This window comes from Amycolatopsis alba DSM 44262, assembly GCF_000384215.1.
GTDB classification, from domain to species: Bacteria; Actinomycetota; Actinomycetes; order Mycobacteriales; family Pseudonocardiaceae; genus Amycolatopsis; species Amycolatopsis alba.
In genome coordinates, this window is record NZ_KB913032.1 from 875,975 (window position 1) to 899,044 (window position 23,070).

22 protein-coding genes are annotated in these 23,070 nt (G+C 69.5%); 15 read left to right on the top strand and 7 right to left on the bottom strand.

What is annotated here, in order from left to right; genetic code table 11:
* The first annotated feature begins 238 nt into the window (after positions 1-238).
* Positions 239-1,084 carry a class I SAM-dependent methyltransferase gene (locus AMYAL_RS0103875; protein WP_020629995.1) on the top strand — a complete coding sequence of 282 codons (846 nt, stop codon included), beginning with the start codon at positions 239-241 and terminating at the stop codon, positions 1,082-1,084.
* A gap of 543 nt (positions 1,085-1,627) precedes the next feature.
* Positions 1,628-2,539 carry a LysR substrate-binding domain-containing protein gene (locus tag AMYAL_RS0103880; protein ID WP_020629996.1) on the top strand — a complete coding sequence of 304 codons (912 nt, stop codon included), beginning with the start codon at positions 1,628-1,630 and terminating at the stop codon, positions 2,537-2,539.
* 3 nt (positions 2,540-2,542) lie between these two features.
* On the opposite strand, the gene AMYAL_RS0103885 is transcribed toward AMYAL_RS0103880, so the two are convergent.
* On the bottom strand, positions 2,543-3,811 hold the full coding sequence (locus AMYAL_RS0103885; protein WP_020629997.1) for a flavin-containing monooxygenase: 1,269 nt from the start codon (positions 3,809-3,811) through the stop codon (positions 2,543-2,545).
* A 220-nt stretch (positions 3,812-4,031) separates the two neighbouring features.
* Here AMYAL_RS0103885 and AMYAL_RS0103890 point away from each other — a divergent pair, with 220 nt between their 5' ends.
* Genes AMYAL_RS0103890 through AMYAL_RS0103905 form a run of 4 tightly spaced genes read left to right on the top strand, consistent with a single transcriptional unit; the run spans position 4,032 to position 7,595 of the window.
* Entirely contained in the window at positions 4,032-4,454 is a 423-nt protein-coding gene (locus tag AMYAL_RS0103890; protein WP_020629998.1) for a RidA family protein, read from the top strand.
* Positions 4,451-5,128, top strand: a complete 678-nt coding sequence (locus tag AMYAL_RS0103895) for a DUF1028 domain-containing protein (RefSeq protein ID WP_020629999.1) — start codon at positions 4,451-4,453, stop codon at positions 5,126-5,128. Before AMYAL_RS0103890 ends, AMYAL_RS0103895 begins: the two co-directional genes overlap by 4 nt.
* Entirely contained in the window at positions 5,128-6,252 is a 1,125-nt protein-coding gene (locus AMYAL_RS0103900; protein ID WP_020630000.1) for a M20 family metallopeptidase, read from the top strand. Before AMYAL_RS0103895 ends, AMYAL_RS0103900 begins: the two co-directional genes overlap by 1 nt.
* Before the next feature lie 26 nt (positions 6,253-6,278).
* Positions 6,279-7,595 carry an MFS transporter gene (locus tag AMYAL_RS0103905; RefSeq protein WP_020630001.1) on the top strand — a complete coding sequence of 439 codons (1,317 nt, stop codon included), beginning with the start codon at positions 6,279-6,281 and terminating at the stop codon, positions 7,593-7,595.
* A gap of 49 nt (positions 7,596-7,644) precedes the next feature.
* On the opposite strand, the gene AMYAL_RS0103910 is transcribed toward AMYAL_RS0103905, so the two are convergent.
* Positions 7,645-9,057, bottom strand: coding sequence for an MFS transporter (locus AMYAL_RS0103910; RefSeq protein ID WP_026466719.1), 1,413 nt, complete (start codon positions 9,055-9,057; stop codon positions 7,645-7,647).
* 171 nt (positions 9,058-9,228) lie between these two features.
* Here AMYAL_RS0103910 and AMYAL_RS0103915 point away from each other — a divergent pair, with 171 nt between their 5' ends.
* The 4 genes from AMYAL_RS0103915 to AMYAL_RS0103930 all read left to right on the top strand — a co-directional run bounded on the left by AMYAL_RS0103915 (position 9,229) and on the right by AMYAL_RS0103930 (position 11,864).
* Positions 9,229-9,552, top strand: a complete 324-nt coding sequence (locus AMYAL_RS0103915; RefSeq protein WP_020630003.1) for a hypothetical protein — start codon at positions 9,229-9,231, stop codon at positions 9,550-9,552.
* Positions 9,553-9,674: 122 nt separating this feature from the next.
* Positions 9,675-10,277 (top strand): dihydrofolate reductase family protein, encoded by a 603-nt coding sequence (locus AMYAL_RS0103920; protein ID WP_026466720.1) that lies wholly within the window; start codon positions 9,675-9,677, stop codon positions 10,275-10,277.
* Between the two features lie 31 nt (positions 10,278-10,308).
* Complete coding sequence (locus tag AMYAL_RS0103925) at positions 10,309-10,632, top strand: YciI family protein (RefSeq protein ID WP_020630005.1); 324 nt, start codon at positions 10,309-10,311, stop codon at positions 10,630-10,632.
* On the top strand, positions 10,629-11,864 hold the full coding sequence (locus AMYAL_RS0103930; protein ID WP_020630006.1) for an RNA polymerase sigma factor: 1,236 nt from the start codon (positions 10,629-10,631) through the stop codon (positions 11,862-11,864). The genes AMYAL_RS0103925 and AMYAL_RS0103930 overlap by 4 nt, the downstream gene beginning before the upstream one ends.
* Positions 11,865-11,868: 4 nt before the next feature.
* Here the strand turns inward: AMYAL_RS0103930 and AMYAL_RS0103935 are convergent, their stop codons facing one another.
* Both AMYAL_RS0103935 and bioB read right to left on the bottom strand, forming a co-directional pair.
* On the bottom strand, positions 11,869-13,014 hold the full coding sequence (locus tag AMYAL_RS0103935; protein ID WP_020630007.1) for an 8-amino-7-oxononanoate synthase: 1,146 nt from the start codon (positions 13,012-13,014) through the stop codon (positions 11,869-11,871).
* The gene (gene bioB / locus AMYAL_RS0103940) at positions 13,011-14,063 is read right to left on the bottom strand and encodes a biotin synthase BioB (RefSeq protein ID WP_026466721.1); all 1,053 of its coding nucleotides are present in this window, start codon (positions 14,061-14,063) and stop codon (positions 13,011-13,013) included. The genes AMYAL_RS0103935 and bioB overlap by 4 nt, the downstream gene beginning before the upstream one ends.
* A gap of 69 nt (positions 14,064-14,132) precedes the next feature.
* Between bioB and AMYAL_RS0103945 the strand changes: the two genes are divergently transcribed.
* A complete protein-coding gene (locus AMYAL_RS0103945) occupies positions 14,133-14,666 on the top strand; it encodes a TetR family transcriptional regulator (RefSeq protein ID WP_020630009.1) in 534 nt (177 codons plus the stop codon).
* 171 nt (positions 14,667-14,837) lie between these two features.
* Positions 14,838-15,596, top strand: a complete 759-nt coding sequence (locus AMYAL_RS0103950) for a hypothetical protein (RefSeq protein ID WP_020630010.1) — start codon at positions 14,838-14,840, stop codon at positions 15,594-15,596.
* Between the two features lie 6 nt (positions 15,597-15,602).
* On the opposite strand, the gene AMYAL_RS0103955 is transcribed toward AMYAL_RS0103950, so the two are convergent.
* Positions 15,603-16,235, bottom strand: a complete 633-nt coding sequence (locus AMYAL_RS0103955) for an MBL fold metallo-hydrolase (RefSeq protein WP_020630011.1) — start codon at positions 16,233-16,235, stop codon at positions 15,603-15,605.
* A complete protein-coding gene (locus AMYAL_RS0103960) occupies positions 16,232-17,317 on the bottom strand; it encodes an S-(hydroxymethyl)mycothiol dehydrogenase (protein ID WP_020630012.1) in 1,086 nt (361 codons plus the stop codon). Before AMYAL_RS0103960 ends, AMYAL_RS0103955 begins: the two co-directional genes overlap by 4 nt.
* Before the next feature lie 151 nt (positions 17,318-17,468).
* On the opposite strand from AMYAL_RS0103960, the gene AMYAL_RS0103965 reads away from it, so the two are divergent.
* From AMYAL_RS0103965 to AMYAL_RS0103975, 3 genes are all read left to right on the top strand, one after another.
* Positions 17,469-18,728, top strand: a complete 1,260-nt coding sequence (locus AMYAL_RS0103965; protein ID WP_020630013.1) for a helix-turn-helix transcriptional regulator — start codon at positions 17,469-17,471, stop codon at positions 18,726-18,728.
* A 275-nt stretch (positions 18,729-19,003) separates the two neighbouring features.
* Entirely contained in the window at positions 19,004-19,822 is an 819-nt protein-coding gene (locus AMYAL_RS0103970; protein ID WP_051137502.1) for a L,D-transpeptidase, read from the top strand.
* A gap of 23 nt (positions 19,823-19,845) precedes the next feature.
* Entirely contained in the window at positions 19,846-20,529 is a 684-nt protein-coding gene (locus AMYAL_RS0103975) for a choice-of-anchor P family protein (protein WP_245192781.1), read from the top strand.
* 482 nt (positions 20,530-21,011) lie between these two features.
* Here AMYAL_RS0103975 and AMYAL_RS0103980 read toward each other — a convergent pair whose 3' ends face one another.
* Positions 21,012-23,045 carry a hypothetical protein gene (locus AMYAL_RS0103980; protein ID WP_020630016.1) on the bottom strand — a complete coding sequence of 678 codons (2,034 nt, stop codon included), beginning with the start codon at positions 23,043-23,045 and terminating at the stop codon, positions 21,012-21,014.
* Positions 23,046-23,070: the final 25 nt, after the last annotated feature.

A 23,070-nucleotide genomic window follows, 5' to 3' on the forward strand; every position in this document is an offset into this window, starting at 1 on the left:
CCGATACTGCCCAACCAGAACCGCGCCAGGGCAACAATTCGCGAAACCCCCTGCTCCGCCCGGCCACGTAAGATGGTTGCGTGGCAGGGTTTTCGCAAGCTTTCCCGCGGGTTCCTGCTGACCCCGGCCCCGGTCGAAGCGGCCGGCCCGTCGCGCCAGAACAGTCTGACGAACCACCGCACCACGCGGATCTTCGTCCGGTATCCGCGCCCGCGTCCCTTCAGCGAAAGGCTTTCCGATGCCAGAAGGACCCGACCCGAGCGGCACGAGCAAAAGCCCCTGGGAAGTCGCCGTCACCCACGGCAAACGCCTCGCCGTCACCGCGGAAGACCTCCTGCAGCGCGCCTTGGCGACCGCGGGCCTCCGGCAGCCCGACTCGACGATCGCCGCCGACTCGCAGGACTACTGGCGGCGGCCGAGCGGATCACGGTGGGCCGCCGACTCGCATTGGCGGGACGCCCCGGTGTTCCGGGGAACCGACCTCTGGGACCGGATCGGCGCGGAGCACCTCGCGATGTTCGAAGCCGGGGCACGGATGGCGGAGTTCACCCGGTCCTGGGATCGGGTGATCGAATGGGGCTGCGGCGGGGGCGCCAACGCGGTGCATTTCGCACCGCGCGCCAAGGAGTTCATCGGGGTCGACATCTCCCGCGACTCGCTCGAGGAGTGCGGCGGGCAGATCGCGAGCGTCTGTGACACGCCGTTCCTGCCCGTGGCCGTCGATGTCGCCGAACCGGAATCCGCGCTCGGGGACATCGACGGCGTCTGTGACGTGTTCCTCTCCTTCTATGTTTTCGAGCTGATCCCCTCGCCGGAATACGGCGAGCGGCTGCTGCGCATCGCCCGCGACCTCCTCGCCCCCGGCGGTCTCGCCCTGATCCAGGTCAAATACGACACCGGCTACTGGCGCACCAAATCCCGGCGGCGCTCCTACCGGCGCGGCCTGGCGAACATGACGACGTATCCGATCCACGGCTTCTGGGAACTCGCCGAACGCTGCGGCTTCATTCCGCGAGCGGTCCGGCTGGTGCCGCGAAACGACCTCGACGAGCGTTACGCGTATTTCTTCCTTTCCAAGAACTAGGCGAGGTTTGGCATGGCAGGCCCGGTATTTGTTCACCTGTGCCTGACCTGCGCGAGGGTGGTAGGTGCGCGGGTGTATTCCGGTCACAGACCTTGATCAACGGAGGATCCGGGACGCTCAGCGTCCCCGATCCTCCGTTGATCAAGGTCGTGCCCGCCATGCCTGTGGCAGACAACCCGACGGGGGAAGATTCCGGACGTTCAACGGCCGGAATCCTCCCCCGTCGACCAGAGCCCGCCTGTGAAGGATTGAGACGTTCACTATCCCAAATCCCTCATCAACGAGACCGAGCGTGGAAGATCCAGGACGTTGAACGTCCCAAATCCTCCACACCCGACCGCCAACCGCACCAACGGGTAAGCAAATACTGGTCTTCAAGGAGGCCTTCACGGACTTCCGATCGCACACTGGAGTCGGCGCCGAAACTGGACTTGTTCCACTGTGGACAGATCGGGTTCGAGCGGTCCGGCCACCGTCACGAGCGACATCGTGCGGGCGCGTTCCCGACACTGCGATCAGCGTCCCTGTATGTAGGATTTCGGCATGCCCGAACCGTCGTTCACCCTCGTGCAACTGCGCTACTTCGAGGCGGCGGCCCGGCACTTGAGCATGACCGCCGCGTCGAAGGAGCTGGTGGTGTCGCAGTCGGCCGTGTCGACCGCGATCGCGCAGCTGGAGAAGGAAATGGGCGTGCAGTTCCTGCTGCGCCACCACGCCCGCGGGCTCAGCCTGACCACGGCGGGCGAGGCGTTCTACAAGCGGGTGCTGAACTTCCTCGCCCACGGTGCCGAACTGGTCGAGACGGCGCGGCAGTCCGGCACGGAGCTGGTGGGGACGCTGACGGTCGGCTGTTTCGCCACTCTCGCGCCCTTCCGGTTGCCCAGTCTCCTGGCGAAATTCGAGGCCCGGCATCCCCAGGTCCACGTGTCCCTGCGCGAAGGTGAACACCAAGCGCTGAAGACGGCCCTTCGTTCAGGCGGCACCGAACTCGCCCTGCTCTACGGCTACGACCTCGACGAGGACATCGACAGCCAGGTCGTGGGCAGCGCGGCGCCGTATGCCCTGGTCCCCGAGGACCACTGGCTCGCCCGGCGGAAGAGCCGCCGGGTGTCGCTGCGGGAGCTGGCCGAGGAGCCCATGGTGCTCCTCGACCTGCCACACAGCCGCGAGTACCTCCAGTCCGTCCTGCGTGACGTCGGGGTGGAACCGCGGATCCGGCACCGCAGCACCGGCTACGAGACCGTCCGATCGCTCGTCGCGTCCGGCCACGGTTTCGCCCTCCTCAACCAGCGCCCGCCGGACGACACCACGTACTCGGGCGCGAAGGCCGTGCCGCTCACGCTCACCGACGCCGTCCCGGCGCTGGAGATCGTCGTCGCCTCGATGCGCGGGGCGCGGCTCACCCGGCGGGCGCAGGAGTTCCGGGAGCTGTGCCGCACCCAGTACACTCGCTGAAGGTCACCGGTACCGCAGATAGGCGCGATGGGTCGCGATGTGGTCGGCCACGAGTTTGGCGTCGTGCCACACCCCCCAGATGAAACTCGAGCCGCGGCGCACCTGCCATGGCAGGCCCAAGAAGTACACGCCGAGCTCGGAGGACACCCCTCGCCGGTGGTCCGGTTTGCCGTTCTCGTCGAACGCGTCGACCTGGAGCCAGCCGTAGTCGACGGCGAAACCGGTCGCCCAGACGATCGAGCGGACCCCGGCCGCGGCGAGGTCGAGTTCCAGGATCGGGTCGGTGGCACGTTCCGGATCCGGGCCCAGCACACGGGCTTCCGGTTCCTCGGGCAGATCCAGCCCGTTGCGCGTGGCGTAGGCGTCGGCTTCGTCGAGGACCGCGAGATAGCCCGCGTCGCCGCGGGCGAGGTTGGCCGCGAGATCCGGCGCGAAGCGGAGAACGCCTTCGTCGTACGAAGAGGTCAGGCCGACGAGCTCGATCCCCATCCCGGCGAGGGCCCGGAAGTCCACCGTTCGCCCGCCGCGCGCACCGCTGACCGCGATGGTGACGTGCTCCGCGCCCTGCGGCGGGATGTCGGCGTCCCACTTGCCCATGACGCCCAGCCACCAGCAGAAGTCGCGTCCGCGATACCGGCGCGGCGGCCGCTCGTGGGGGCCGACGGAGAGGTACACGCGCCGCCCGGAGCGGTGGAGTTCTTCGGCGATCTGCACCCCCGACGACCCGGCCCCGACCACCAGCACCGCGCCTTCGGGCAGTTGCCCTGGATTGCGGTAGCCGCTGGAATGGAGCTGCGCGATCCCGGCGTCCTCCGGCACGATCGGCGGGAAAACCGGACGCTGGAACGGCCCGGTCGCCGCGATGACGTACCGCGTCTCGATGGTCCCGTCCGAGGTCTCCACGTGGAAACCCTGGCGTCCTTCGTTCTTCCGGACGGACGTCACCTCGACCCCGGTCCGGATCGGCGCGGCGATCTTCTCCGCGTAGGCCTCGAAATACTCGGCGACCCGGTCCTTGGTGGGAAAGTCGTCGGGGCCCAGGCCGTCGAACTCCAGGCCGGGAAAGCGGTCGTGCCAGGCGGGGCCGTTCGCGACCAGCGAGTCCCACCGCTCCGAACGCCAGCGTTCCGCGATCCGGTTCCGCTCCACGACGAGATGCTGGACCCCGTGGCCGCTCAGGTGCTCGCTCATCGCCAGACCGGCCTGGCCCCCGCCCACGACGAGAGCTTCCACCTCTTGGCTCGGCATCCCGACCTCCACTCCGTTCGACATCCTGTTCCTCAGGATCGTGGCGGCGGAGTGTTGTCTTTGTCCAACAGATGTTTCCGCCCTTCAAGATCTGATTTACAGATCCAACGTGACCTGGACTGCATCTGAATTTTCGATGCATTGGTCCTGAAACATCTTCTGTACAGAACACCGGTCCGCCGTCACGCTGTGGCGACGGGGCCCGTGTCCGGCGGGCTGCACCCTCTCCAGGGAAGGCTGAGCAGTGACCGTCCACCGGCGCATCCGCCCGTTCAACACGCGCGACACCTATCCCGAGCAGAACCTCGACAACGACCTCTGCCAGGCCGTCGTCGCCAACGGCACGGTCTACGTCCGCGGCCAGATCGGCCAGGACCTCGACACCAGCGAGTCCGTCGGGATCGGCGACGCGGCCGCGCAGGCGGAGCGGGCGATGGCCAACATCGCGCTGCTGCTCGAAGAAGCGGGCAGCCGGATGGAGCACCTGGTCAAGCTCACGATCTACCTGATCGACCCGCGCTACCGCGAAGACGTCTATCGCGCCGTCGGCCGCTGGACCAAGGGCGTGCACCCGATCTCGACCGGCGTGGTGGTGTCCGCGCTCGCGCGGCCGGAATGGCTGTGCGAGATCGACGCCGTCGCGGTGATCCCGGAGGAGGGGAAATGACCTTTTCGATCGTGGGCCGCGAGATCCTCGGCGACACTGTGCGCTTCGGTATCGCGGCCAGCTCGTCCAGTCCCGCCGTGGTCGCCCGTGTCGCGCATCTGGTTCCCGGCGTCGGGGCGGCCGCTTCGCAGAACGTGACGGACCCGCGGCTCGGCCGGCGCCTGCTCGACCGGCTGGCCGAGCACGGTGATCCCGAACGGGCGCTGTCCGAAGTGGTCTCCGCGACGTCCGATATCGAGTACCGGCAGCTGACCGTGCTCGGCCTGGACGGACCCGGCTTCGCCTACAGCGGAACCGGGACGCTCGGCACGCACGCGACCGCGACCGCCGACGGCGTCGTGGCGGCGGGGAACATGCTGTCGGGCGAACATGTTCCGCAGTCCATTGTGGACGCCTTTCTCTCCTCGGCAGGGGAGCTGGAGCAGCGACTCGTCTCCGCGCTGCGGGCAGGCCTCGCCGCGGGCGGCGAAGAGGGACCGGTCCGGTCCGCCGGGCTGGTCGTGGTGTCCGATGTGGACTGGCCGGTCACCGATCTCCGCGTGGACTGGGCCGACGACCCGGTCGACAGGCTGGCCGAACTGCTCGATGTCTGGCTCCCCCAGCGCGACGACTACGTCACCCGCGCGCTCGCCCCCAGCACGGCGCCGTCCTACGGCGTGCCGGGAGACGAATGATGACGACGCCGAAGAACGCGGCCCGCGCCGAGGTCGATCGCCACGCCGAGGCGCTGATCCGGCTTTCGGACCGGTTGCACGCCGACCCCGAGACCGCCTGGGAGGAGCACCGGGCCGCCGCGATGGTGCCGGAACTGCTCGACAGCGCCGGTTTCGCCGTCACCCCCGGCTATCTGGGCCTCGACACCGCGTTCTACGCGAGCTTCGGCGACGGCCCCACCCGGATCGCGCTGTGCGCCGAGTACGACGCGCTGCCCGGCCTCGGGCACGCCTGCGGTCACAACCTCATCGCGGCGAGCTCGGTCGGCGCCGCCCTCGGCCTGGCCGCGGTCGCCGATGACGCCGGACTGACCGTCGAGGTCTACGGAACCCCGGCCGAGGAGGGCGGCGGCGGGAAGATCGAGCTGCTCGACCGCGGCGCGTTCAGAGATGTCGATTTGGCGATGATGGTCCACCCCGCGCCCGTGGACGTCGCCGAGGCGCGCCCGTTCGCCGTCAGCCACTCGAAGGTCTCCTACCGCGGCCGGTCGGCGCATGCCGCCGCGTATCCGGAGGCGGGGATCAACGCGGCCGACGCGTTCACCGTCGCCCAGGTCGCGATCGGGCTGCTCCGGCAGCAGCTGCCGTCGTCGGCCCGCGTGCACGGAGTCGTGACCCACGCAGGCGACGCGCCGAACGCGATCCCCGAGCACGCGACCGGCCGCTGGTATGTGCGCGCCGAGACGCTGTCGGAACTCGCCGCGCTGGAACCGCGCGTGATGCGTGCCTTCGAAGCGGGCGCGCTGGCCACCGGCTGCGAACTGACCATCGAGCCGGAAAGCAGGCCGTACGCGGAATTCCGCGCCGACGAGACCGCGCTGGCCGCCTACCGCGCCAACGCGCTCGTACTCGGCCGCGAATTCGCGCCGGACGGGACGGCGTCCCGGATGAACCGGGCGTCGACCGACATGGGCAACGTCTCGCAGGTCGTCCCCGCCATCCACCCCTACATCGGCATCGGCTCGCTGCCCGCGCTCAACCACCAGCGCGAGTTCGCCGCGCACTGCGTCGGCGGCGAGGCCGAACGCGCCCTGCTGGACGGAGCGATCGCCCTGGCCTGGACCGGGGTGGACCGGGCCGTCTGACGCGTGACATGGTTCAAGGAGGCATCATGACCACACAGGACTCTCGCCCCGGCGAGATCGTCACCACCGCCGACGACCCGGCGATGCTCCGCCGCAGCATCGCCGCCGGAGCCGTCGGGGTGTTCGTGCACTGGTTCGACTGGGCCGCCTACGCCTATCTCGCGAGCACCATCGCGTCGGTGTTCTTCCCCGCGGGCGACGCCACCGCCGGTCTGCTCGCCGTCTTCGGCGTTTTCGCGGTCTCCTTCGGGATCCGGCCGATCGGGGCGCTGGTGTTCGGCCCGCTCGGCGATCGGATCGGCCGCAAACGCACGCTGTCCATCGTCATCTTCGTGATGTCCGGCGCCACCCTGGTGATCGGCCTGCTGCCCGGATACTCGACGATCGGGATCGCCGCTCCCCTGCTGCTGGTCTTCCTGCGGCTGCTGCAAGGCTTCGCCGCGGGCGGCGAGTTCGGGAGCGCGGCGAGCTTCCTCGCCGAATACGCGCCGCGCCGTCGCCGCGGTTTCGGCGTCAGCTGGCTCGAAGTCGGTTCCCTGCTGGGATTCCTCGCCGGTTCGTTCGTGTTCCTGATGCTGTCGATCACTCTTTCGGCGGACGAACTGGCGTCCTGGGGCTGGCGGATCCCGTTCCTGCTCGCGGCGCCGCTCGGGATCATCGGTTTCGTCATCCGCTCCAAGATCGAGGACACCCCGGAGTATCGCGCGCTGGAGGAGTCCGGTGACGTTCCCCGCAGCCCGGTGCGGGAACTGTTCCGCACCAACAGGAAGCAGCTGCTGCAGGCGGCGGGCCTGATGACCATGATGCATGTGCCGTTCTACGCCGTGCTCACCTACCTGGTCACCTATCAGACCGACTATCTCGGCCATTCCTCCGGCAGCGCGGCCTTGCTCTCCACCGTGATCTCACTCCTCGCGCTGGTCCTCGTCCCCACCTTCGGGCGGCTCTCCGACCGGGTCGGGCGACGGCCGGTCCTGCTCGGCGCGGGCATCGCGCTCTTCGTCCTCGCGACCCCGGCGTATCTCGTGATGCGCACAGGGCTCACCGGAACGTGGATCGGCGGGCTCACGCTCGGCGTCGTGCTCGCCGCGATCCTCGGCACCTACGCCGTGTGGTCCGCGGAGATCTTCCCGACCAGGACCCGCCAGGGCGGGCTGTCGATCGCGTACAACCTCACCGCCGCCCTGTTCGCGGGCACCGTGCCGTACCTGATGACCGTCCTGATCTCCACGACCGGCAGCACCCTCGTCCCAGGCCCGTACCTCATGGTCGCCGCCGCGGCCGGGCTCGTCGCGGCCTTCACGATGCGCGAGACAGCCGGAAAGCCGTTGCCACAGAAGTGAAAAACCGCGTGGAGGGCAGCTCTCGCCCGCCACGCGGTCCTACAGCCGGTCATCGCGACAAGGCGGGCTCGGCCTTGGGGACACGCAGGGTGGCCATGGCCAGGAAGCCACCGGCGATCGCGATCCCCGCAGCTCCGAGGAACGCGGCCGAGTACCCGCCGGTCAACGCGACCGGGTCACCGATCCGGCCGGCGCCGAAGGAGACCCCGACCGCGGTCATCGCGGCGAGACCGAGCGCCGAACCGATCTGGTACGAGGTGTTCACGATCCCCGACGCCAGCCCGCCTTCCTCCGGTTTCGCGCTCGAGATCGCGGTGCCGAGCGACGGGATGAACGCGAGCGCCTGGCCGAGCGCGGCGACCAGCGAAGCGGGCAGGACGTCGACGGCGAAGTTGCCGGTCGGGCTGACGAACGACAGCCACACCAGCCCCGCCGCGAGCGCCAACAGGCCGCCGATGATCATCTTCTTCGGCCCGAACCGGCCGATCAGCCGCGGCGCGACGGCGACCATCAGCACGACGATCAGCACGGTCATCGGCAGCAGCGCCGCCCCACTGGCGAAGGCCCCGTACCCGAGGACCTGCTGGAGGTACAGGTTGAGGAAGTACCACATCGGGATCCACGCCGCGCCGAGCAGGAACTGGGCGAGGTTCGCCCCACCGAGGTTCGGCGTGCGGAAGATCCCCAGCCGCACCAACGGGATCTCGCGCTTCCGCTGGATCAGCACGAACACCGCGAGCAGCGCGACGCCACCGGCCAGCGCGCCCACCGTGCCCGCCGAGCCCCAGCCCGCTTCCGGCGCGCGGACGACGCCGAACACGGTCAGCCCGAGACCCGCGGTCGCCGCGACGGCGCCGGCGAGGTCGACCGAACCACGCCGCGCGGGCGCGGACGGCATCAGCCTGCCGGTGGCGAGGATCGCGACGAGCGAGATCGGGACGTAGAGCCAGAAGATCCACGGCCAGGCCAGCCATTCGGTGATCACGCCGCCGAGGAACACCCCGGCGGTGCCACCGGCGGGAGCGGCCGCCCCGTAGAGCGCGAGCGCCTTGGTCAGCTCACGAGGGCGCGCGCCGAACAGCATCATCAGCAAGGTCAACGCGGACGGGGCGATCAGCGCCGCGCCCGCGCCCTGCAGGACCCGGCCGAGCAGTTCCACCCACGCGGTGCTCGCGACCGCGGCGACCACGGAACCGCCGAGGGTGACCACCCAGCCCGCACTGAACATCTTCCGCGCGCCGAACAGGTCCGAGAGCCGTCCGCCGAGCAGCAGCAGCCCGGCGAGCGCGATGACGTAGGCGTTGAACACCCACGACAGGTCTCCAGGGGAGAACCCGAGGTCCTGCTGCATCGCGGGCAGCGCGACGCCGATGATCGAGGTGTCCATGATGACCATGAACTGGGCCAATGCGATGAGTCCCAGCGCCCACCAGCGTCGTGGGTCCGGGCTTGTCTCCGCCATGTCGTCCGTCCTTTCCGGATATTGATACCCCCATGGGGTATCTGACGGAGATGAAGGTAAGCCTGCTGTCACGCGGGCGCAAGTACCCCCATGGGGTATCCTTGTCGCCCTCGTCACAGCCGCGCCATCAATGCCGGTGACAACGCGAGAGGCCGTGATTACCCTCGCCCTGTGAACGAGCAAGGGCAGTACGGCAGGTACCGGGAAGACTCGAAGGTGTTGGCGGCGATCGGGGCGTGTGTCGACACCCAGGTCACCCGGCTCACGGTGCGGCTGCCGAAGGCACTGGCCGAGGCAGCGGTGGCGGCGTGGGATCGCGACGAGCTGGGCGACATCGGCGAGGAGACCCACGAGCAGTACGCCCTGCGGGATCGAGCCGGGGATCTGGCCCTGATCGGCCTCGCGATCTCGGAACGCGGCCGCTGGGAGAAGGACGAGGCCGTCGTGGACCTCGATGTGACCTGCGTCGGCGCCGCCGTGCGAGCGTCGCTCTAAGCGGGCTTCCGGAAACTTTTCGCAAGAAATCCGGGAGGCGATGTCGGATCCGGGTGACGGCGTTCGTAGCGAGGGTGGAGCCGCCCACGAGGGGCGGCGCCGCGGTGAAGGGAATCGCCACCATGAAGCTGACGACCATGACCCAGATCAGCCTCGACGGGGTCACGCAGGGAAACGGCGGAGCGTCGGAGGAGGACCGCCGGAACGGATTCGAACGCGGCGGCTGGGCACGGGGCGCGGGTGACGACGAGACCAGGGCGTTCATCACCCGGACCTACCAGCGCGCCGACGCGTTCCTGTTCGGACGGCGCACCTACGACCTGTTCGCCGAGGCCTGGGGGCCTCAGCTCGCACATCCGGTCGGCGCGGCCTTGAACGAGGCTCCCAAGTACGTCGCTTCGACCACGCTCACCGATCCGGCGTGGCCAGGCACCACCGTGCTGTCCGGGGACCTCGCGGCCGCCGTCGCGGATCTGAAGGCCAAGCCGGGAGGCGAACTGCAGGTCCATGGCAGCAGCGTCCTGATCCGGTGGCTGCTGGAGAACGGCCTGGTCGACGAAATGACGCTGATCGTGGTCCCGGTGATCCTCGGCCAGGGCGCGAGGTTGTTCCCGGAGACCGGTCCGGATCTCGCCCTCGACCTGGTCGAGTCGCGGACCGATTCGAAAGGCGTGACGATCCAGGTCCTGCGGCCTGCCGGGCGCCCGCACTACGCGACCGCCTGAAGTCCTTGACAGCACGGGAGATGATCCTCGGATGAAATACCTGGTTTCCGTGATCGACGACAAGAGCGATCCCGGCAGTACGGACCGGCAGCCCGCCATCAGCGCGTTCAACGAACGGCTGATCGCCGAGGGCCACTGGGTTTTCGCGGGCGGGCTCGCGGACACCGACTCGGCGACGGTCATCGACAACCGCGGCGAGCAGGCGGTGATCAGCGACGGGCCGTTCGTGGAGTCGAAGGAGTACCTCGCCGGTGTCTGGGTGTGGGAGGCCCCCGACCTGGATGTGGCGCTCAAGCTCGCCACCGAGGCGTCGAAGATCTGCGATCGCAAGATCGAGGTCCGGCCATTCCGGTGAGCGACGTCGAAGAGGCGATCACCCTGGCCCACCGCGACGAGTGGGCACGGGTGGTCGCCACCTTGACCAGGCGTTTCGGCGATCTCGACATCGCCGAGGAAGCGGCAGCCGAGGCTTTCGCGACCGCCGTCGAGAAGTGGCCGTCCGACGGCGTGCCGCCCGGCCCCGGCGCCTGGCTGACCACCACCGCCAACCGCAAGGCCATCGACCGGATCCGGCGCGAGAACAAACGCGACGACAAGCAGAAGGAGGCTCGGATGGTGTACGACGACGACCCGCCCGAGCCGCCCGGCGTGATCGACGACGACCGGCTCCGGCTGATCTTCACCTGCTGTCACCCGGCGCTGGCGCTGGAAACCCGCGTGGCGTTGACGTTGCGCATGGTCGGCGGCCTGACCGTGCCCGAGATCGCCCGCGCCTTCCTGGTGGCCGAAAGTGCCATGGGGCAGCGGATCACCCGCGCGAAGGCCAAGATCAAGGCGGCTCGCATCCCGTATCGCGTGCCGTCCGCCGAGGATCTCCCGGCCCGCGTCTCCGGGGTGCTCGCCGCCCTTTTCCTCGTGTTCAACGAGGGCTACCTGGCCACCGGGCCCGACACCGATCCCCTGCGTCACGACCTGACCGCCGAGGCGATCCGGCTCACCCGGCTCATCCGGGCCCTCCTGCCGGACGACGGTGAGGTGGCCGGGCTGCTGGCGCTGATGCTCCTCACCGAGGCCCGCCGCTCCGCCCGCGTCTCGGCGACCGGCGAGCTCGTCGCCCTCGACGAGCAGGACCGTGGCGCCTGGGACGCGGAGCTGATCGCCGAAGGCCACCGGCTGGTGCGCGAACGCCTCGCCGCTGCCGCCGCCGGGGTGGCTCCGGGCCGCTACCAGATCCTCGCCGCGATCAACGCCGTGCACACCTCGGCCCGCGACATCCGCGACACCGACTGGTCGCAGATCCTCGCCCTGTACGACCAGCTCGTCCGCCTCGATCTTTCGCCGGTCATCGCCCTCAACCGGGCCATCGCGGTCGCCGAACTCGACGGCCCGGAGGTGGCGCTGGCGGCCGTCGACCGCCTCGAAGGCAAGTTGTCCGGCTATCACCCGTTCCACGCCACCCGCGCCGACCTGTTGCGACGGCTCGGCCGCAGCGCCGAGTCGCGAGCGGCCTACGACGAAGCCATCGAGCTGGCGGGCAACACCGCGGAGACGGCCTATCTGACCCGCCGCCGCGACCAGTTGCGGTAGCGGATCACCCGAGCCGGGCCTCCGCGCGGGACAGGCGCGCCGCGAGCCGTGCCGCCCGCGCGGCCCGCTCGGGGTCGACGCCGGCACGGGCGACGAGCCGCAGCCGGGAGACACCGTCCGGGACGCTCGGCGGCCGGAAGCAGCCGACCACGACGCCGTCGTCGAACAGCCGGTCCGCGGCGGTCACCGCGTGCTCCGCTGAATCCGCGGGAATCGACTGGACCGCGCCCGGCGCGTGCGGCACCCCCGCGGCGACGGCGATCACCGCCGCGATCCGGTGCAGTTCGTCGGCCAGTCCCGGTTCCGCCGCGATGATCCGGCAGGCCTCCGCGGCTCCCACGGCCGCGGCGGGGGCGAGCCCGGTGTCGAAGATGAACGTCCGGGCGGTGTTGACCAGATGCTCACGCACCAGCGGTGTCCCGAGCACGGCGCCGCCCTGGGTACCGAGCGCCTTGGACAGCGTCGCGGTCACGACGACGTGCGGCGCGCCGGACAGACCGGCGGCGTGGACCGCGCCCCTCCCCCGGCCCGCCACGCCGATCCCGTGCGCCTCGTCCACGACCAGCAGAGCGTCGTAGGTGACACACAGCGCCGCGACGCGTGCCAGATCGGTCGCGTCCCCGAGCACGGAATAGATCGACTCGACGACGACCACCGCACGGGTCTGCTCGCGATCCCGGAGCAGCTCCTCCAGCACGGCGAGATCGTTGTGCGGGCAGATCCGCACGGGTGAACGGGACAGCCGGGCGCCGTCGATCAGTGACGCGTGCACGTGCTCGTCGGAAACGATCAGCGTGTCCGGGGAACCCAGAGCGGTGAGCAGACCGATATTGGCCGCGTAGCCACTGGAAAACGCCAAGCAGGACGGCTGCCCGGTGAGGACGGCCAGTTCCCGCTCCAGTTCCTCGTGACCCGCCGTCGTCCCGGTCACGACCCTCGACGCGCCCGCACCGGCGCCGTACGTCTCGATGGCCGTTGCCGCGGCCGCGCGGACACGAGGGTCGTCGCCGAGCCCGAGATAGTCGTTCGAAGCCAGATCCAGCAGACCACGCCGGGATCCCGTGCCGCGCCGGGCATCGGTCCGGCGCACCAGGCCTGCCCGCCGACGGTCCTCGTCGACGCTGACGAGCCACTCGGTCAGGCTGCTCATGCGTTGGGCGCGACAGCCGTACCGGCACCACGGGCCCGGACCGCGACGTCCGTCCGATGTGGACTCTCGTCGGCGCCGAGGATCTTGAATCCGGCGTCGGCGATCATGTCGAGGTCGGCCTTCGCGGCCTGCCCCTCGCTGGTGAGGTAGTCCCCGAGGAACAGGGAATTGGCCACCTGTAGCGCGAGCGGCTGCAGCGAGCGCAGATGCATCTCGCGCCCGCCCGCCATCCGGATCTCCTTTTCCGGACAGGCCAGCCGTGCCAGCGCGAGGATCCGCAGCGAGCGCAACGGCGTCAGTTCCCAGGTGCCCGCCAGCGGCGTGCCATCGAAGGGCATCAGGAAGTTGACGGGAATCGAGTCACTGTCCAGGTCCCGCAGGGCGAAGATCGCGTCGATCAGCTCGTCGTCGCTCTCCCCCATGCCCACGATCAGCCCGGAACACGGGGAAAGCCCCGCCTCCTTGGCCTTTTCGACGGTGGCCACGCGGTCTTCGTAATCGTGCGTCGTGCAGATCTCCGAGTACCGGGACTCGCTCGTGTTGAGGTTGTGGTTGTAGGCGTCGACACCGGCGTCGCGAAGTCGCTCGGCCTGGCCGTCCTTGAGAATTCCCAAGCAGGCACAGACTTCCACGCCGGAGTGGGCGGTTTTGACCGCTTCGACGACGCCGGCGACCCGGTCCACGTCGCGGTCGCTCGGCCCGCGCCCGCTCGCGACCAGGCAGACACGGGACGCGCCGCCCTCGATCCCGGCCGTCGCCTGCTTGACCGTCTCCTCGGCCGAAAGCCAGGAGTACTTGAGGATCTGCGCCGACGAGCCGAGCCGCTGCGAGCAGTACGTGCAGTCCTCCGGGCACAGTCCCGACTTGAGGTTCACCAGGTAGTTGACCTTGACCCGATCACCGAAGTACGCGCGCCGAAGCCGCCCGGCCGCGACGACCAGGCCGAACACCTCGTCGTCCGGCGTATTCAGGACCGCGCGGGCGTCTTCGCGATCGAGGACACCGCCTGCCAACTGGCGCGACGCCAGGTCATCCACTGTTTTGAACACCTTTCAAATCCTAGATCGGACGCACGGGCCCGCGCAAGGCCACCCGGTGCGAGCGGGCACAATGGCCCGGTGAAGGTGACGCGAGCGCAGATCGTCGACGGCGCGTACGAGCTGCTTCGTGAGCGAGGGCTGAGCAGCCTGTCCATGCGGCGGCTGGCCCAGGACCTCGGCGTGCAGCCCGGCGCGCTGTACTACCACGTCGCCAACAAGCAGGAACTGCTCGCCGTGGTCGCCGCCCGCGTTCTCGCCGACTTCCCGGCCTCGCCCGCAGATCCCCGCAGCGCCGCGCAAGACCTGCGCGCGGCGCTGCTTCGCGTCCGCGACGGCGCCGAGGTCGTGTCCTTCGTGCAGGCGTACCGGCCGGACGTCCTGACCCCGACAGGTGCGCTGAACCGGTTGTTCACCGACCGGTTCGGCCCCCGCCAAGCCGAATGGGCCGCCCGCACGATCGTCCACTATGTACTCGGCTTCGTCGCGGAAGAACAGAACCGGGCCGAACTCGTCCGCGCGGGCATCGTCGACGTTGAGCCCGCGCACGAGCGGGAATCGGCGGAGGCCTTCCTGTTCGGCGTCGACGCGATCCTCACCGGTCTCGCCGGGTGAAAGCCTCACGAGTGGCGTTTCGGGTTATCGAGGGGTAAGGCGAAGGTGTCGGGTCGCTCGGCTACGGGTCGGCTTCGGATGTCGCGAAAGCCACTTTCGCAACGCACCCTCAACCCACCCACGAGGAAATCTCGTCGCGGGCCCTTCCCGTCCTGTGAAACCATCCGCGCCATGGGGAAGGCTCTCGAGGATCTGTGCGCGGTGCTGCGCGAAGTCGAAGACCCGGACCGGTTCATCCGGCCACCGGACTTCGACGAGCACGTCGCGCGCGAACGATTCGACGCGCTGGCCCGGCGGCTGGGCGAAGACTTCGGGCCGGTGGCCGAGGCGCGGGCACCGGACGGGCAGCTCCAAGGGCGGCTGTCGCTCGCCGACCCCGCCGTCGACATCGTGATCAGCAAGTTCGGCGACACCCTCTGGACGTCCGACACCATCCCCAGGGCGGTCCGGGACGTACTCATCCGGGACTTCCGCTTCGGCTTCATCGCACCGTTGAGCGCTCTCGACAAACCCGCGCCGGGCGCCGAGGCTCACCGGCCACTCGACGCCCGGACACCGGCCGCGCTCCAGGAGCAGATCCTGGACCTGCCGTCTTCCCCGCCGGAACTCGCCGCGCTGAGGGAATGGCTCCGGCACGAGCTCGAACTCCCGCGGCGGGACGGTCACGGGAAATCCGAGACCCACCCTGAACATCGGCTCCTGGCGGAGGCCGAACGTCTCCGGGCCGTCGTGCTCGCCGGCCGCGAGGGGGACGAAGCGAAGCGCTGGCTGATGATCGACGACGCCATCATCGCGGCGCCGAACATCATCGGCCCGCTGCCCGCGATCATGCACCTGTTCGGCGTCCGCTTGCACGCGGCCCAGGACCTTCTCTTCGAACGACGGGCACTGCTGCCCGGACTCCGGCCGTACGCGGGCGCCCTTCCCTGAGCAGGCTCAGTGGCCCCGTGCGATCCATTCGGCCAGGTGCGGCGCCTCCGTGCCGATGGTGGTCCCGTCACCGTGGCCGGTGTGGACACGGGTGTCCTCCGGCAACGCGAACAGCCGCCCCTCGATCGACGAGATGATCGTCGGGAAGCTGGAGAACGAACGCCCCGTCGCCCCCGGCCCGCCCGCGAACAGCGTGTCACCGGAGAACAGGGTCTTCGCCTCGGGCAGATGCAGGCAGACCGAACCGGGCGAGTGCCCTGGGGTGTGGAGCACTTCGAGATCCGTGCCCGCGACGGCGATCCGCTCACCGTCCTCCACATTCCGGAACCGGCGCCCTGGATGGGTCATCTCCCACAGCTCCCGGTCGCCGGGGTGCAGCAGGACCGGCGCGTCGAGACGCGCACCGAGCTGCGGGGCGACGGTGACGTGGTCGTTGTGCCCGTGCGTGCACACGACGGCGACCACGCGGCGGCCGCCGACGGCCTCGGTGATCGCGTGCTCGTCGTGTGCGGCGTCCACGATCACGACCTCGTCGTCGTCCCCGACGAGCCAGATGTTGTTGTCGACGGCCCATGAGCCGCCGTCGAGTTCGAAGACACCGCTGGTGACGACCCGGTCGATCCGCGGGCCGCCGCTCACAGGATCACCACCGAACGCAGCACTTCGCCCGCGTGCATGGTGTGGAACGCCTGTTCGACGTCGCCGAGCGCGATCCGCTCGGACACGAACCGGTCGAGCGGCAGCCTGCCCTGCAGATGCAGGTCGATCAGCATCGGGAAGTCCCGCTCCGGCAGGCAATCGCCGTACCAGGACGACTTCAGCGCGCCGCCACGGGAAAAGAAGTCCAGCAGCGGCATCTCCAGCCGCATGTCCGGCGTCGGCACGCCGACCAGCACCACGGTGCCCGCCAGGTCACGCGCGTAGAAGGCCTGCTTCCAGGTCTCGGGACGGCCGACCGCGTCGATGACGACGTCGGCGCCGAAGCCGCCGGTCAGCTCCTGGATCGCGGCGACGGGGTCGGTCTCCGCCGCGTTGATCGCGTGCGTCGCGCCGAGCCCCCGCGCCCACTCGAGTTTCCGCTCGTCTCGGTCGACGGCGATGATCGTCGCCGCCCCGGCGAGGCGGGCGCCTGCGATCGCGGCGTCGCCCACTCCCCCGCAGCCGATGACCGCCACCGAGTCACCCCGGCCGACCCCGCCGGTGTTGACCGCGGCACCGAGACCGGCCATGACGCCGCAGCCGAGCAGGCCGGCGACCGCGGGGTCCACGGCGGCGTCGACCTTCGTGCACTGTCCGGCGTGGACGAGCGTCTTGTCCGCGAACGCGCCGATGCCGAGCGCGGGCGTGAGCTCCGTGCCGTCCGTCAGCGTCATCTTCTGTGCCGCGTTGAAAGTGTCGAAGCAGTACTGCGGGCGCCCTCGTTTGCAAGCCCGGCACTGCCCGCACACCGCGCGCCAGTTGAGGACGACGAAGTCCCCTGGCCGCACGGAATCGACGCCGTCGCCGACGCTTTCCACCGTGCCCGACGCTTCATGGCCGAGCAGGAAGGGGAATTCGTCGTTGATGCCACCGTCGCGATAGGTCAGATCGGTGTGACAGACCCCGCAGGCCGCGATCGACACCACGACCTCGCCGGGGCCGGGGTCGGGAATCACGATGTCCACCAGTTCGGCCGGCGCCCCCTTCGACCGGGCGATCACCCCGCGCACCTGTTGTGGCATTCCCTGTTTCCTCCGCTCGACGACGAAGGCATGCGCGGCAACGCATGCCTCACGCGAGGCTAGACCGGGACGGAACCGGCCGCGACCTGACCGTCGGTCGAGGAAAACCTGGCCTTTCGACCGGGTCGGGTGGAGAGCTACGCTGACGGCGATGCCCGAATCCGCCGACCTGACCGCACTGCGCGACGTCGTCGAAGGCCCGCTGGCCGAGATCGCCGTCCGGTTCTCACGGCTGCTCGCCGAAGACTGGCCGCATCAGGCACTCGTCATCTTCACCCTGGAATGCACGGGCAGGCCGCGCAAGGTCACCGGCGTGAAGGAGATCGCCGACAAGGTCGCCATCCGCGAACTGGAGGCGATCAAGGCGCGCGTCGAACCCGGCGGGCATCTGACCACGACGGCCACCCTCGGCGGTACCACCAGGACGCTCTGGGCCGTGCGTGATCCGGGCGGGACGCTGCTCGTGCTCGTTCCGCGTGCCAGCCGCAAACGCTTTCCTCGGCCCTCGCGGCTGGCGGAGATCTTCGGCATCGTCGCGACGTCGATCCGCCAGCAGGTCACCCAGGCCAGCCCTGACTACCTCGCCGAGTCACGCGCGGCCTCCAGCGAGCGAGCGCGCACGATCGTGGAGATGGCCGCCGCGCACGAGACCGCGCTGGTCACGATCCTGACCGCGCTGCGCTCCACCCGGCTGGACGATCAGCGCGCCCGTCACGTCGCGACGGACTCCGCCTCCGCCGCGCTGGTGGCGCTGCGGTCGGCGCACCGGACCGACCTCGCGCTGTCCGAGGAACAGGCGCACACCGCGTTCGGCAGGCTCCGCCGGGAGGTCCGGCAGGTGATGCGGCACCACGGCGCCGAAGTCGAGTTCGTCGCGCCGCCGAAGGACGGGCGGCCGCTGTCCGGCGAGGTCGCCCACGCCGCCCGCGCGATGACGTGCACCGCCGTGCTCGCGTTCACCACCCAGCCGGAACTGACCCGGCTCCGGGTCGCGTGGACGAGCGACGAAACGGCGCTGCACCTCGACGTTCGCGACCAGGAATCCGGTGACCTCGACGTCGCGGGCCTGCGCCTGCAACTCGACGGGCGGGCGAAGACCCTCGGAGCCACCGTCGAGGTCGACGCCGTTCCCGGCTGGGGCAGCCGCGTCACCGTCGTCCTCCCTTTCGAGCCGGAGTCGGACCGGTCCGGCGAGGCCGTGCTCTCCGAGCTCAACCGCCGCGAACTCGAAGTGCTGCGGCTCGTGGCGCGGGGACAGCGCAACAAAGCCATCGCCGCGACGCTCGGCATCACCGAAAGCACGGTGAAGTTCCACGTCACCGGGGTGCTGCGGAAACTGGACGTCGGCTCCCGTGGCGAGGCCGCGGCCTTGGCCCTGGCCGCGGGCATCTCCGCCGGGCACTCCGCGTGATCATCACGAGGGCCACACTGTCCTTTCTCCACCGAATGGCCGCAGGCGGAAATACGCAGAGTATGTTTTTCTCCGCGTTACCGAAATCGCATTTTCGCCTCGATCGAGTGAAACCCGGAGCATGCGCCTGAACTGCGGAAACGCGGTAAAACCGCAGGCAGATTAGCTCTGAAGAACCGTCGCGCACATTGATCGGCGCACTGCCTTGCTGTTAGAGATAGCCATCCCGGATTCGCATCCCGTTGCGAATGACCCTGCGCATGGACAGGCCTTGAATGACCCGACTGCAGACCTCTTGCGGTGGCGCACGCCCTCAGGCGGCTGCCGCGCTTCTCGCCTTGGCCCTGGTGGCGCTGCCACTGGCAGGCTGCGGCACTCCCCAGGCCGAAGGTGGCGGGGCCGCCGCGGCCGTCGCCCCGCGATCGCCGTCGCCGGAGGCACTGGCCGCGTTGCCCGAGGCGAACACCTTCGGTGAACTGAACAACGCGCCAGCCGACCCGTCCGCTCCCGCGAGCGGCGAAGTACTGCACCCGAAGGCGGACGCGGCGATCTACCGCGTCCCTGGCGCCGAGCCGATCGCCCGGCTCCCGGAGACGCAGATCGGCTCCCCGACGTGGGTCCCGGTGATCGCCCGGCAAGGCGAGTGGGCGCAGGTGCTGCTCCCCACCCGTCCCAACGGCGCGAGCGGCTGGCTGCACGCCACCCCGGAAGCCGTGGAATCGGCGCACAACGACTTCGAGGTCCGCGTGGACCTCGCCGGATTCCGCCTGGAAATCCTCGAAGCGGGCAAGCCGACCGGCTCATGGAAGATCGGTACCGGCAAGCCCGAGCACCCCACGCCCACCGGCCGCGCGTTCATTCTCGCCTCGATCAAGGAGAGCGTGAACACCTACAGCCCGATCGTGCTGCCACTGAGCAGTCATTCCGATTCGCACGAGACCTTCGGCGGCGGACCCGGCACGGTCGGCCTGCATACCTGGCCTGACAACAGTTTCGTCGGCAAGGCCACCAGCGACGGCTGCATCCGGGTCACCCGCGAGGCGCTGAACCGCCTCGTCGAGTTGCCGCTCGGCACCGTCGTGCACATCGCCTGAAACCCAATCACGGAGGTAATTCCTTGTCCCCACGCACCATGGGCGTGCTCGCCTGCACGGCGGCCGCCGGTCTTGTCCTCACCGCCGCTCCCGCCACGGCCGCCCCCGCCGAATCCGCGTACGCCATCGCCGCGTCCGGTTTGGTCAAGATCCCTCGCACGCCTTCGGTTTCCGGGGCGGGCAAGGAATCCCTCGCCTCGGTGGCGCTGCCGACCCCCGGCCCGTCGTTGGTCGGCGCGAAGGCGCTGAACGCCGCGGTGAAGCCGGGTCACGCCGAGTCCAGTGTCGCCGGACTCGCCCTGAACCTCGGCCTGCTGCCCACCGGAGCCGCTCTGCCCGGCCTGAGCGCCGAGGTGATCGAGGCGGATTGCCGCGACGGCAAGGGTTCGGTGTCGATCGCGAACCTGAAGGTCGGCGGCAAGACGATCAAACTCGACCAGGTCGCGCCGAACACCACCGTCCCGGTGGCCTCGCTGCTCGAACTGACGGTGAACAAGCAGACCAAGAACGCCGACGGAACGCTCACCGTGACCGCGATTTCGGCCAGCCTGCTCGGCCGGACGCAGACCCTGGACATCGCGTCGGCCACCTGCGCCAAGTCCCAGGGCGACACTCCGGAACCGACCAAGCCGGGCAACAAGCCCCAGCCCGGCGGCAAGGCCCCCAAGCCCACCCCGGTGCCCGCGCATCTGGACGTCACCGGCTGACATCCCGGTCCGGCGGGTCACGTGAGTGGTAAGGACCCGTATTTGCCTACCCACTGGCGCGACTGGCGGTCGAGTGTGGAGGATTTGGGACGTTGAACGTCCCAAATCCTCCACGCTCGGTCTCGGTGATGAGGGATTCGGGACGGTGAATGTCCCGGATCCTACGTTGATCAAGATTCAAGACCGGGCGACCCGCTCGACGGTGAAGGAATCAGGACGTTCAACGTCCTGATTCCTTCACCGTCAAGCCCTACACCCGCGGAACCGCCACCCTCGCGCAGATCAGGCGCGGGTGGGAAAACACGGGTCAGCGCTGGCCGTCCTTACCACTCACAACCCAGCCGGACCGGCCGCCCACCACCGCTTCCCGCTTCCCGCTGACGTTGTGAAAGCCACTTTCACAACGTTGAAGGTTGCGAAAGTGGCTTTCACAACCCCGCACAACACCGGACAGCGCCGGTCACGAGAGATCCGAGCCGGGGTCAGGTGCGCGGGGTTTTCGAAGCCTGGAGCGTGCCACCCGGCAGCCGGTTCGCTCCCCAGCTGCGTTCGATGTAGTCGATGATCCGCGTGACGTCCTCGGCCGGTACCTTTTCCGGCTCGCCGTGTTCGAGCGGGTCGGTGTGGAAGATGTAGAGCCGCGAAGCGAACTGGTCGAACGGAAGCGACGCCTCGCCGAACCGCTCGCCGTTGCCCGCGGTCGACACCACGACGCCGTCTCCCCAGTCCTGTCCGCTGTCGTTGTTCGGGTTGTAGAAGTACACCCTGGTGACCTCCTGCGGGTCGGCGGTGACCCGCAGGATGGTGATCGCGTGCCAGCCGACGTAGCGGGCCGCGCTGTCGGTGACGGCGACACCGGCGGGCTGCGGGTGGATCAGCGGCTGCCCGCCGTTGTAGGCCGGGTGATAGCTGACGTGGAACTGCCGCAGGAAGTTGTCGAGGTCGATCAGGTTCCCGGTCTCGACGTCGACGTTGATCCGGAAACCGCGTGCGGCCCACCAGCCGTGGAACTCGGGGTTGACCCAGCGATGCGGATCGCCGGGCCTGCCGATGCAGCGGCGCCCCATCTCGGCGTAGATCCGGTCCAGATGCGGCACCACGAGCAGCGAGACCGGGTCCAGATCCGTCTGCGGGGTGCTCGCGACGCCGCCGGCGCTGTCGTTCGACGAGATCGGCTGGCCTTCGAAATGCATGACGATCTCGTCGTCCCGTGCCGCCCAGACCACGATCTGCAGCAGGTAGTCCGGGTCGTTGTACGCCCACATCGACAGCGCGCGGGCCGACTGGCAGGTCGGGTTGTCCCCCTGCCCGACGCCCAGCGGCAGGCCCAGCATCGACAGGACACCCGCGATCAGCCTCGCCTCGGGCCCCGGCTCGTCGCCGAACACCGCCGTCAGCCGCTCACGGGACTTTTCGGACAGTTCCAGCCCCAGCTGACGCCACAGCGCGGGCACCATCGGCGCCGCGTGGAGGATGCCGCGGTCGAGTAGCAGCGCCAGCCCGTAGACGCACTGTGCGGTCTGCGTGTGCACCGCCACCTCGATCAGCCGGTGGATCAGGTCGCGATGACGCAGCAGGCTGTTGCGGCCGGTTTCGGACAGGCCGAGCGCCTCCCCGAGCAGGTAATCGCTCTTGTGCCGCAGGAACCGCAGCAACTCGGCGTGATACGGCGAGACCAGTCCGGTGTCGTGCATCGCCCTGGCGAACCCGGTGGCCTCGTACTGCAGGCCACCGTCGTCCATCGCCTCCAGCCGGGCCCGGAAGACCTCGACGCCGGGGTCCTCCCGGCAGGCCTCCGTGGTGCCGAACAGGGCGCTGATCAGCCGGTCGATGCCCTGACCGGGGGCGTTGCCGAGGTCTCCCTCGGGATCCCCGCGATAGATCGCGATCCGGGTGATCAGCGACTGCACCTGGTCGACCTGGATCGGACGCTGGCGCAGGATCCGCCAGATCTCCTCGACCAGCTTGTCCAGCACGCTCTCGTAGCCGATCTCGTCGGCGACGTGCCGGAACAGATCCCTGATCAGCTGCGCGGTCCGGCCTTGCCTGCTCCGCTCCGCCTCGGTGGGCGGGGTGAACAGCAGTTCCAGGTTCAACGCGAGCACCTGGGACAGGAACTCGCGGGCATCCTCGGCGGACAGCGTCGGATGCGCGTAGTCACCGCGGGCCACGGCGAGAGTGCGCAGCTCGCTGCACGCCTCCATCACCACGGTGTCCGCGTCACCCGCGTGCAGCCCCGGCCCGACCAGCGCCGGGATCAGGATCTCCGGGGTGGCCCAGTCCGTTCCCAGGAACAGGCCCGCTTCCTCCAGCGCCCGCGCCCTGGCCTGGACCGCCGCGGCACCACCCGGCTGCACCAGCACCCGCCGCAACGCCTCGAGAATCCGGCGCAGCTTGGTGTGCTTGCCGAAGTCGCGGGTCTCGGCCATCACCCTGATGGCGTCGTCGAGCGAGGCCACGCGCTTGTCCAGCGTGGCGGACGCGCCATGAACATCGACGGTCGGTTTCAAAAGCATCCCTCGGGTCGGTCTCCTGCGCGCG

Bases quoted from the DNA above. Each gene is read 5' to 3' on its own strand.
- AMYAL_RS0103895 (WP_020629999.1), top strand. From the start codon at position 4,451: ATGACCTTTTCGATCGTGGGCCGCGAGATCCTCGGCGACACTGTGCGC.
- AMYAL_RS0103910 (WP_026466719.1), bottom strand. From the start codon at position 9,057: ATGGCGGAGACAAGCCCGGACCCACGACGCTGGTGGGCGCTGGGACTC.
- AMYAL_RS0103920 (WP_026466720.1), top strand. From the start codon at position 9,675: ATGAAGCTGACGACCATGACCCAGATCAGCCTCGACGGGGTCACGCAG.
- AMYAL_RS0103970 (WP_051137502.1), top strand. From the start codon at position 19,004: ATGACCCGACTGCAGACCTCTTGCGGTGGCGCACGCCCTCAGGCGGCT.
- AMYAL_RS0103925 (WP_020630005.1), top strand. From the start codon at position 10,309: ATGAAATACCTGGTTTCCGTGATCGACGACAAGAGCGATCCCGGCAGT.
- AMYAL_RS0103885 (WP_020629997.1), bottom strand. From the start codon at position 3,811: ATGTCGAACGGAGTGGAGGTCGGGATGCCGAGCCAAGAGGTGGAAGCT.
- AMYAL_RS0103900 (WP_020630000.1), top strand. From the start codon at position 5,128: ATGACGACGCCGAAGAACGCGGCCCGCGCCGAGGTCGATCGCCACGCC.
- AMYAL_RS0103950 (WP_020630010.1), top strand. From the start codon at position 14,838: ATGGGGAAGGCTCTCGAGGATCTGTGCGCGGTGCTGCGCGAAGTCGAA.
- AMYAL_RS0103935 (WP_020630007.1), bottom strand. From the start codon at position 13,014: ATGAGCAGCCTGACCGAGTGGCTCGTCAGCGTCGACGAGGACCGTCGG.
- AMYAL_RS0103905 (WP_020630001.1), top strand. From the start codon at position 6,279: ATGACCACACAGGACTCTCGCCCCGGCGAGATCGTCACCACCGCCGAC.
- AMYAL_RS0103960 (WP_020630012.1), bottom strand. From the start codon at position 17,317: ATGCCACAACAGGTGCGCGGGGTGATCGCCCGGTCGAAGGGGGCGCCG.
- AMYAL_RS0103880 (WP_020629996.1), top strand. From the start codon at position 1,628: ATGCCCGAACCGTCGTTCACCCTCGTGCAACTGCGCTACTTCGAGGCG.
- AMYAL_RS0103965 (WP_020630013.1), top strand. From the start codon at position 17,469: ATGCCCGAATCCGCCGACCTGACCGCACTGCGCGACGTCGTCGAAGGC.
- AMYAL_RS0103875 (WP_020629995.1), top strand. From the start codon at position 239: ATGCCAGAAGGACCCGACCCGAGCGGCACGAGCAAAAGCCCCTGGGAA.
- AMYAL_RS0103980 (WP_020630016.1), bottom strand. From the start codon at position 23,045: ATGCTTTTGAAACCGACCGTCGATGTTCATGGCGCGTCCGCCACGCTG.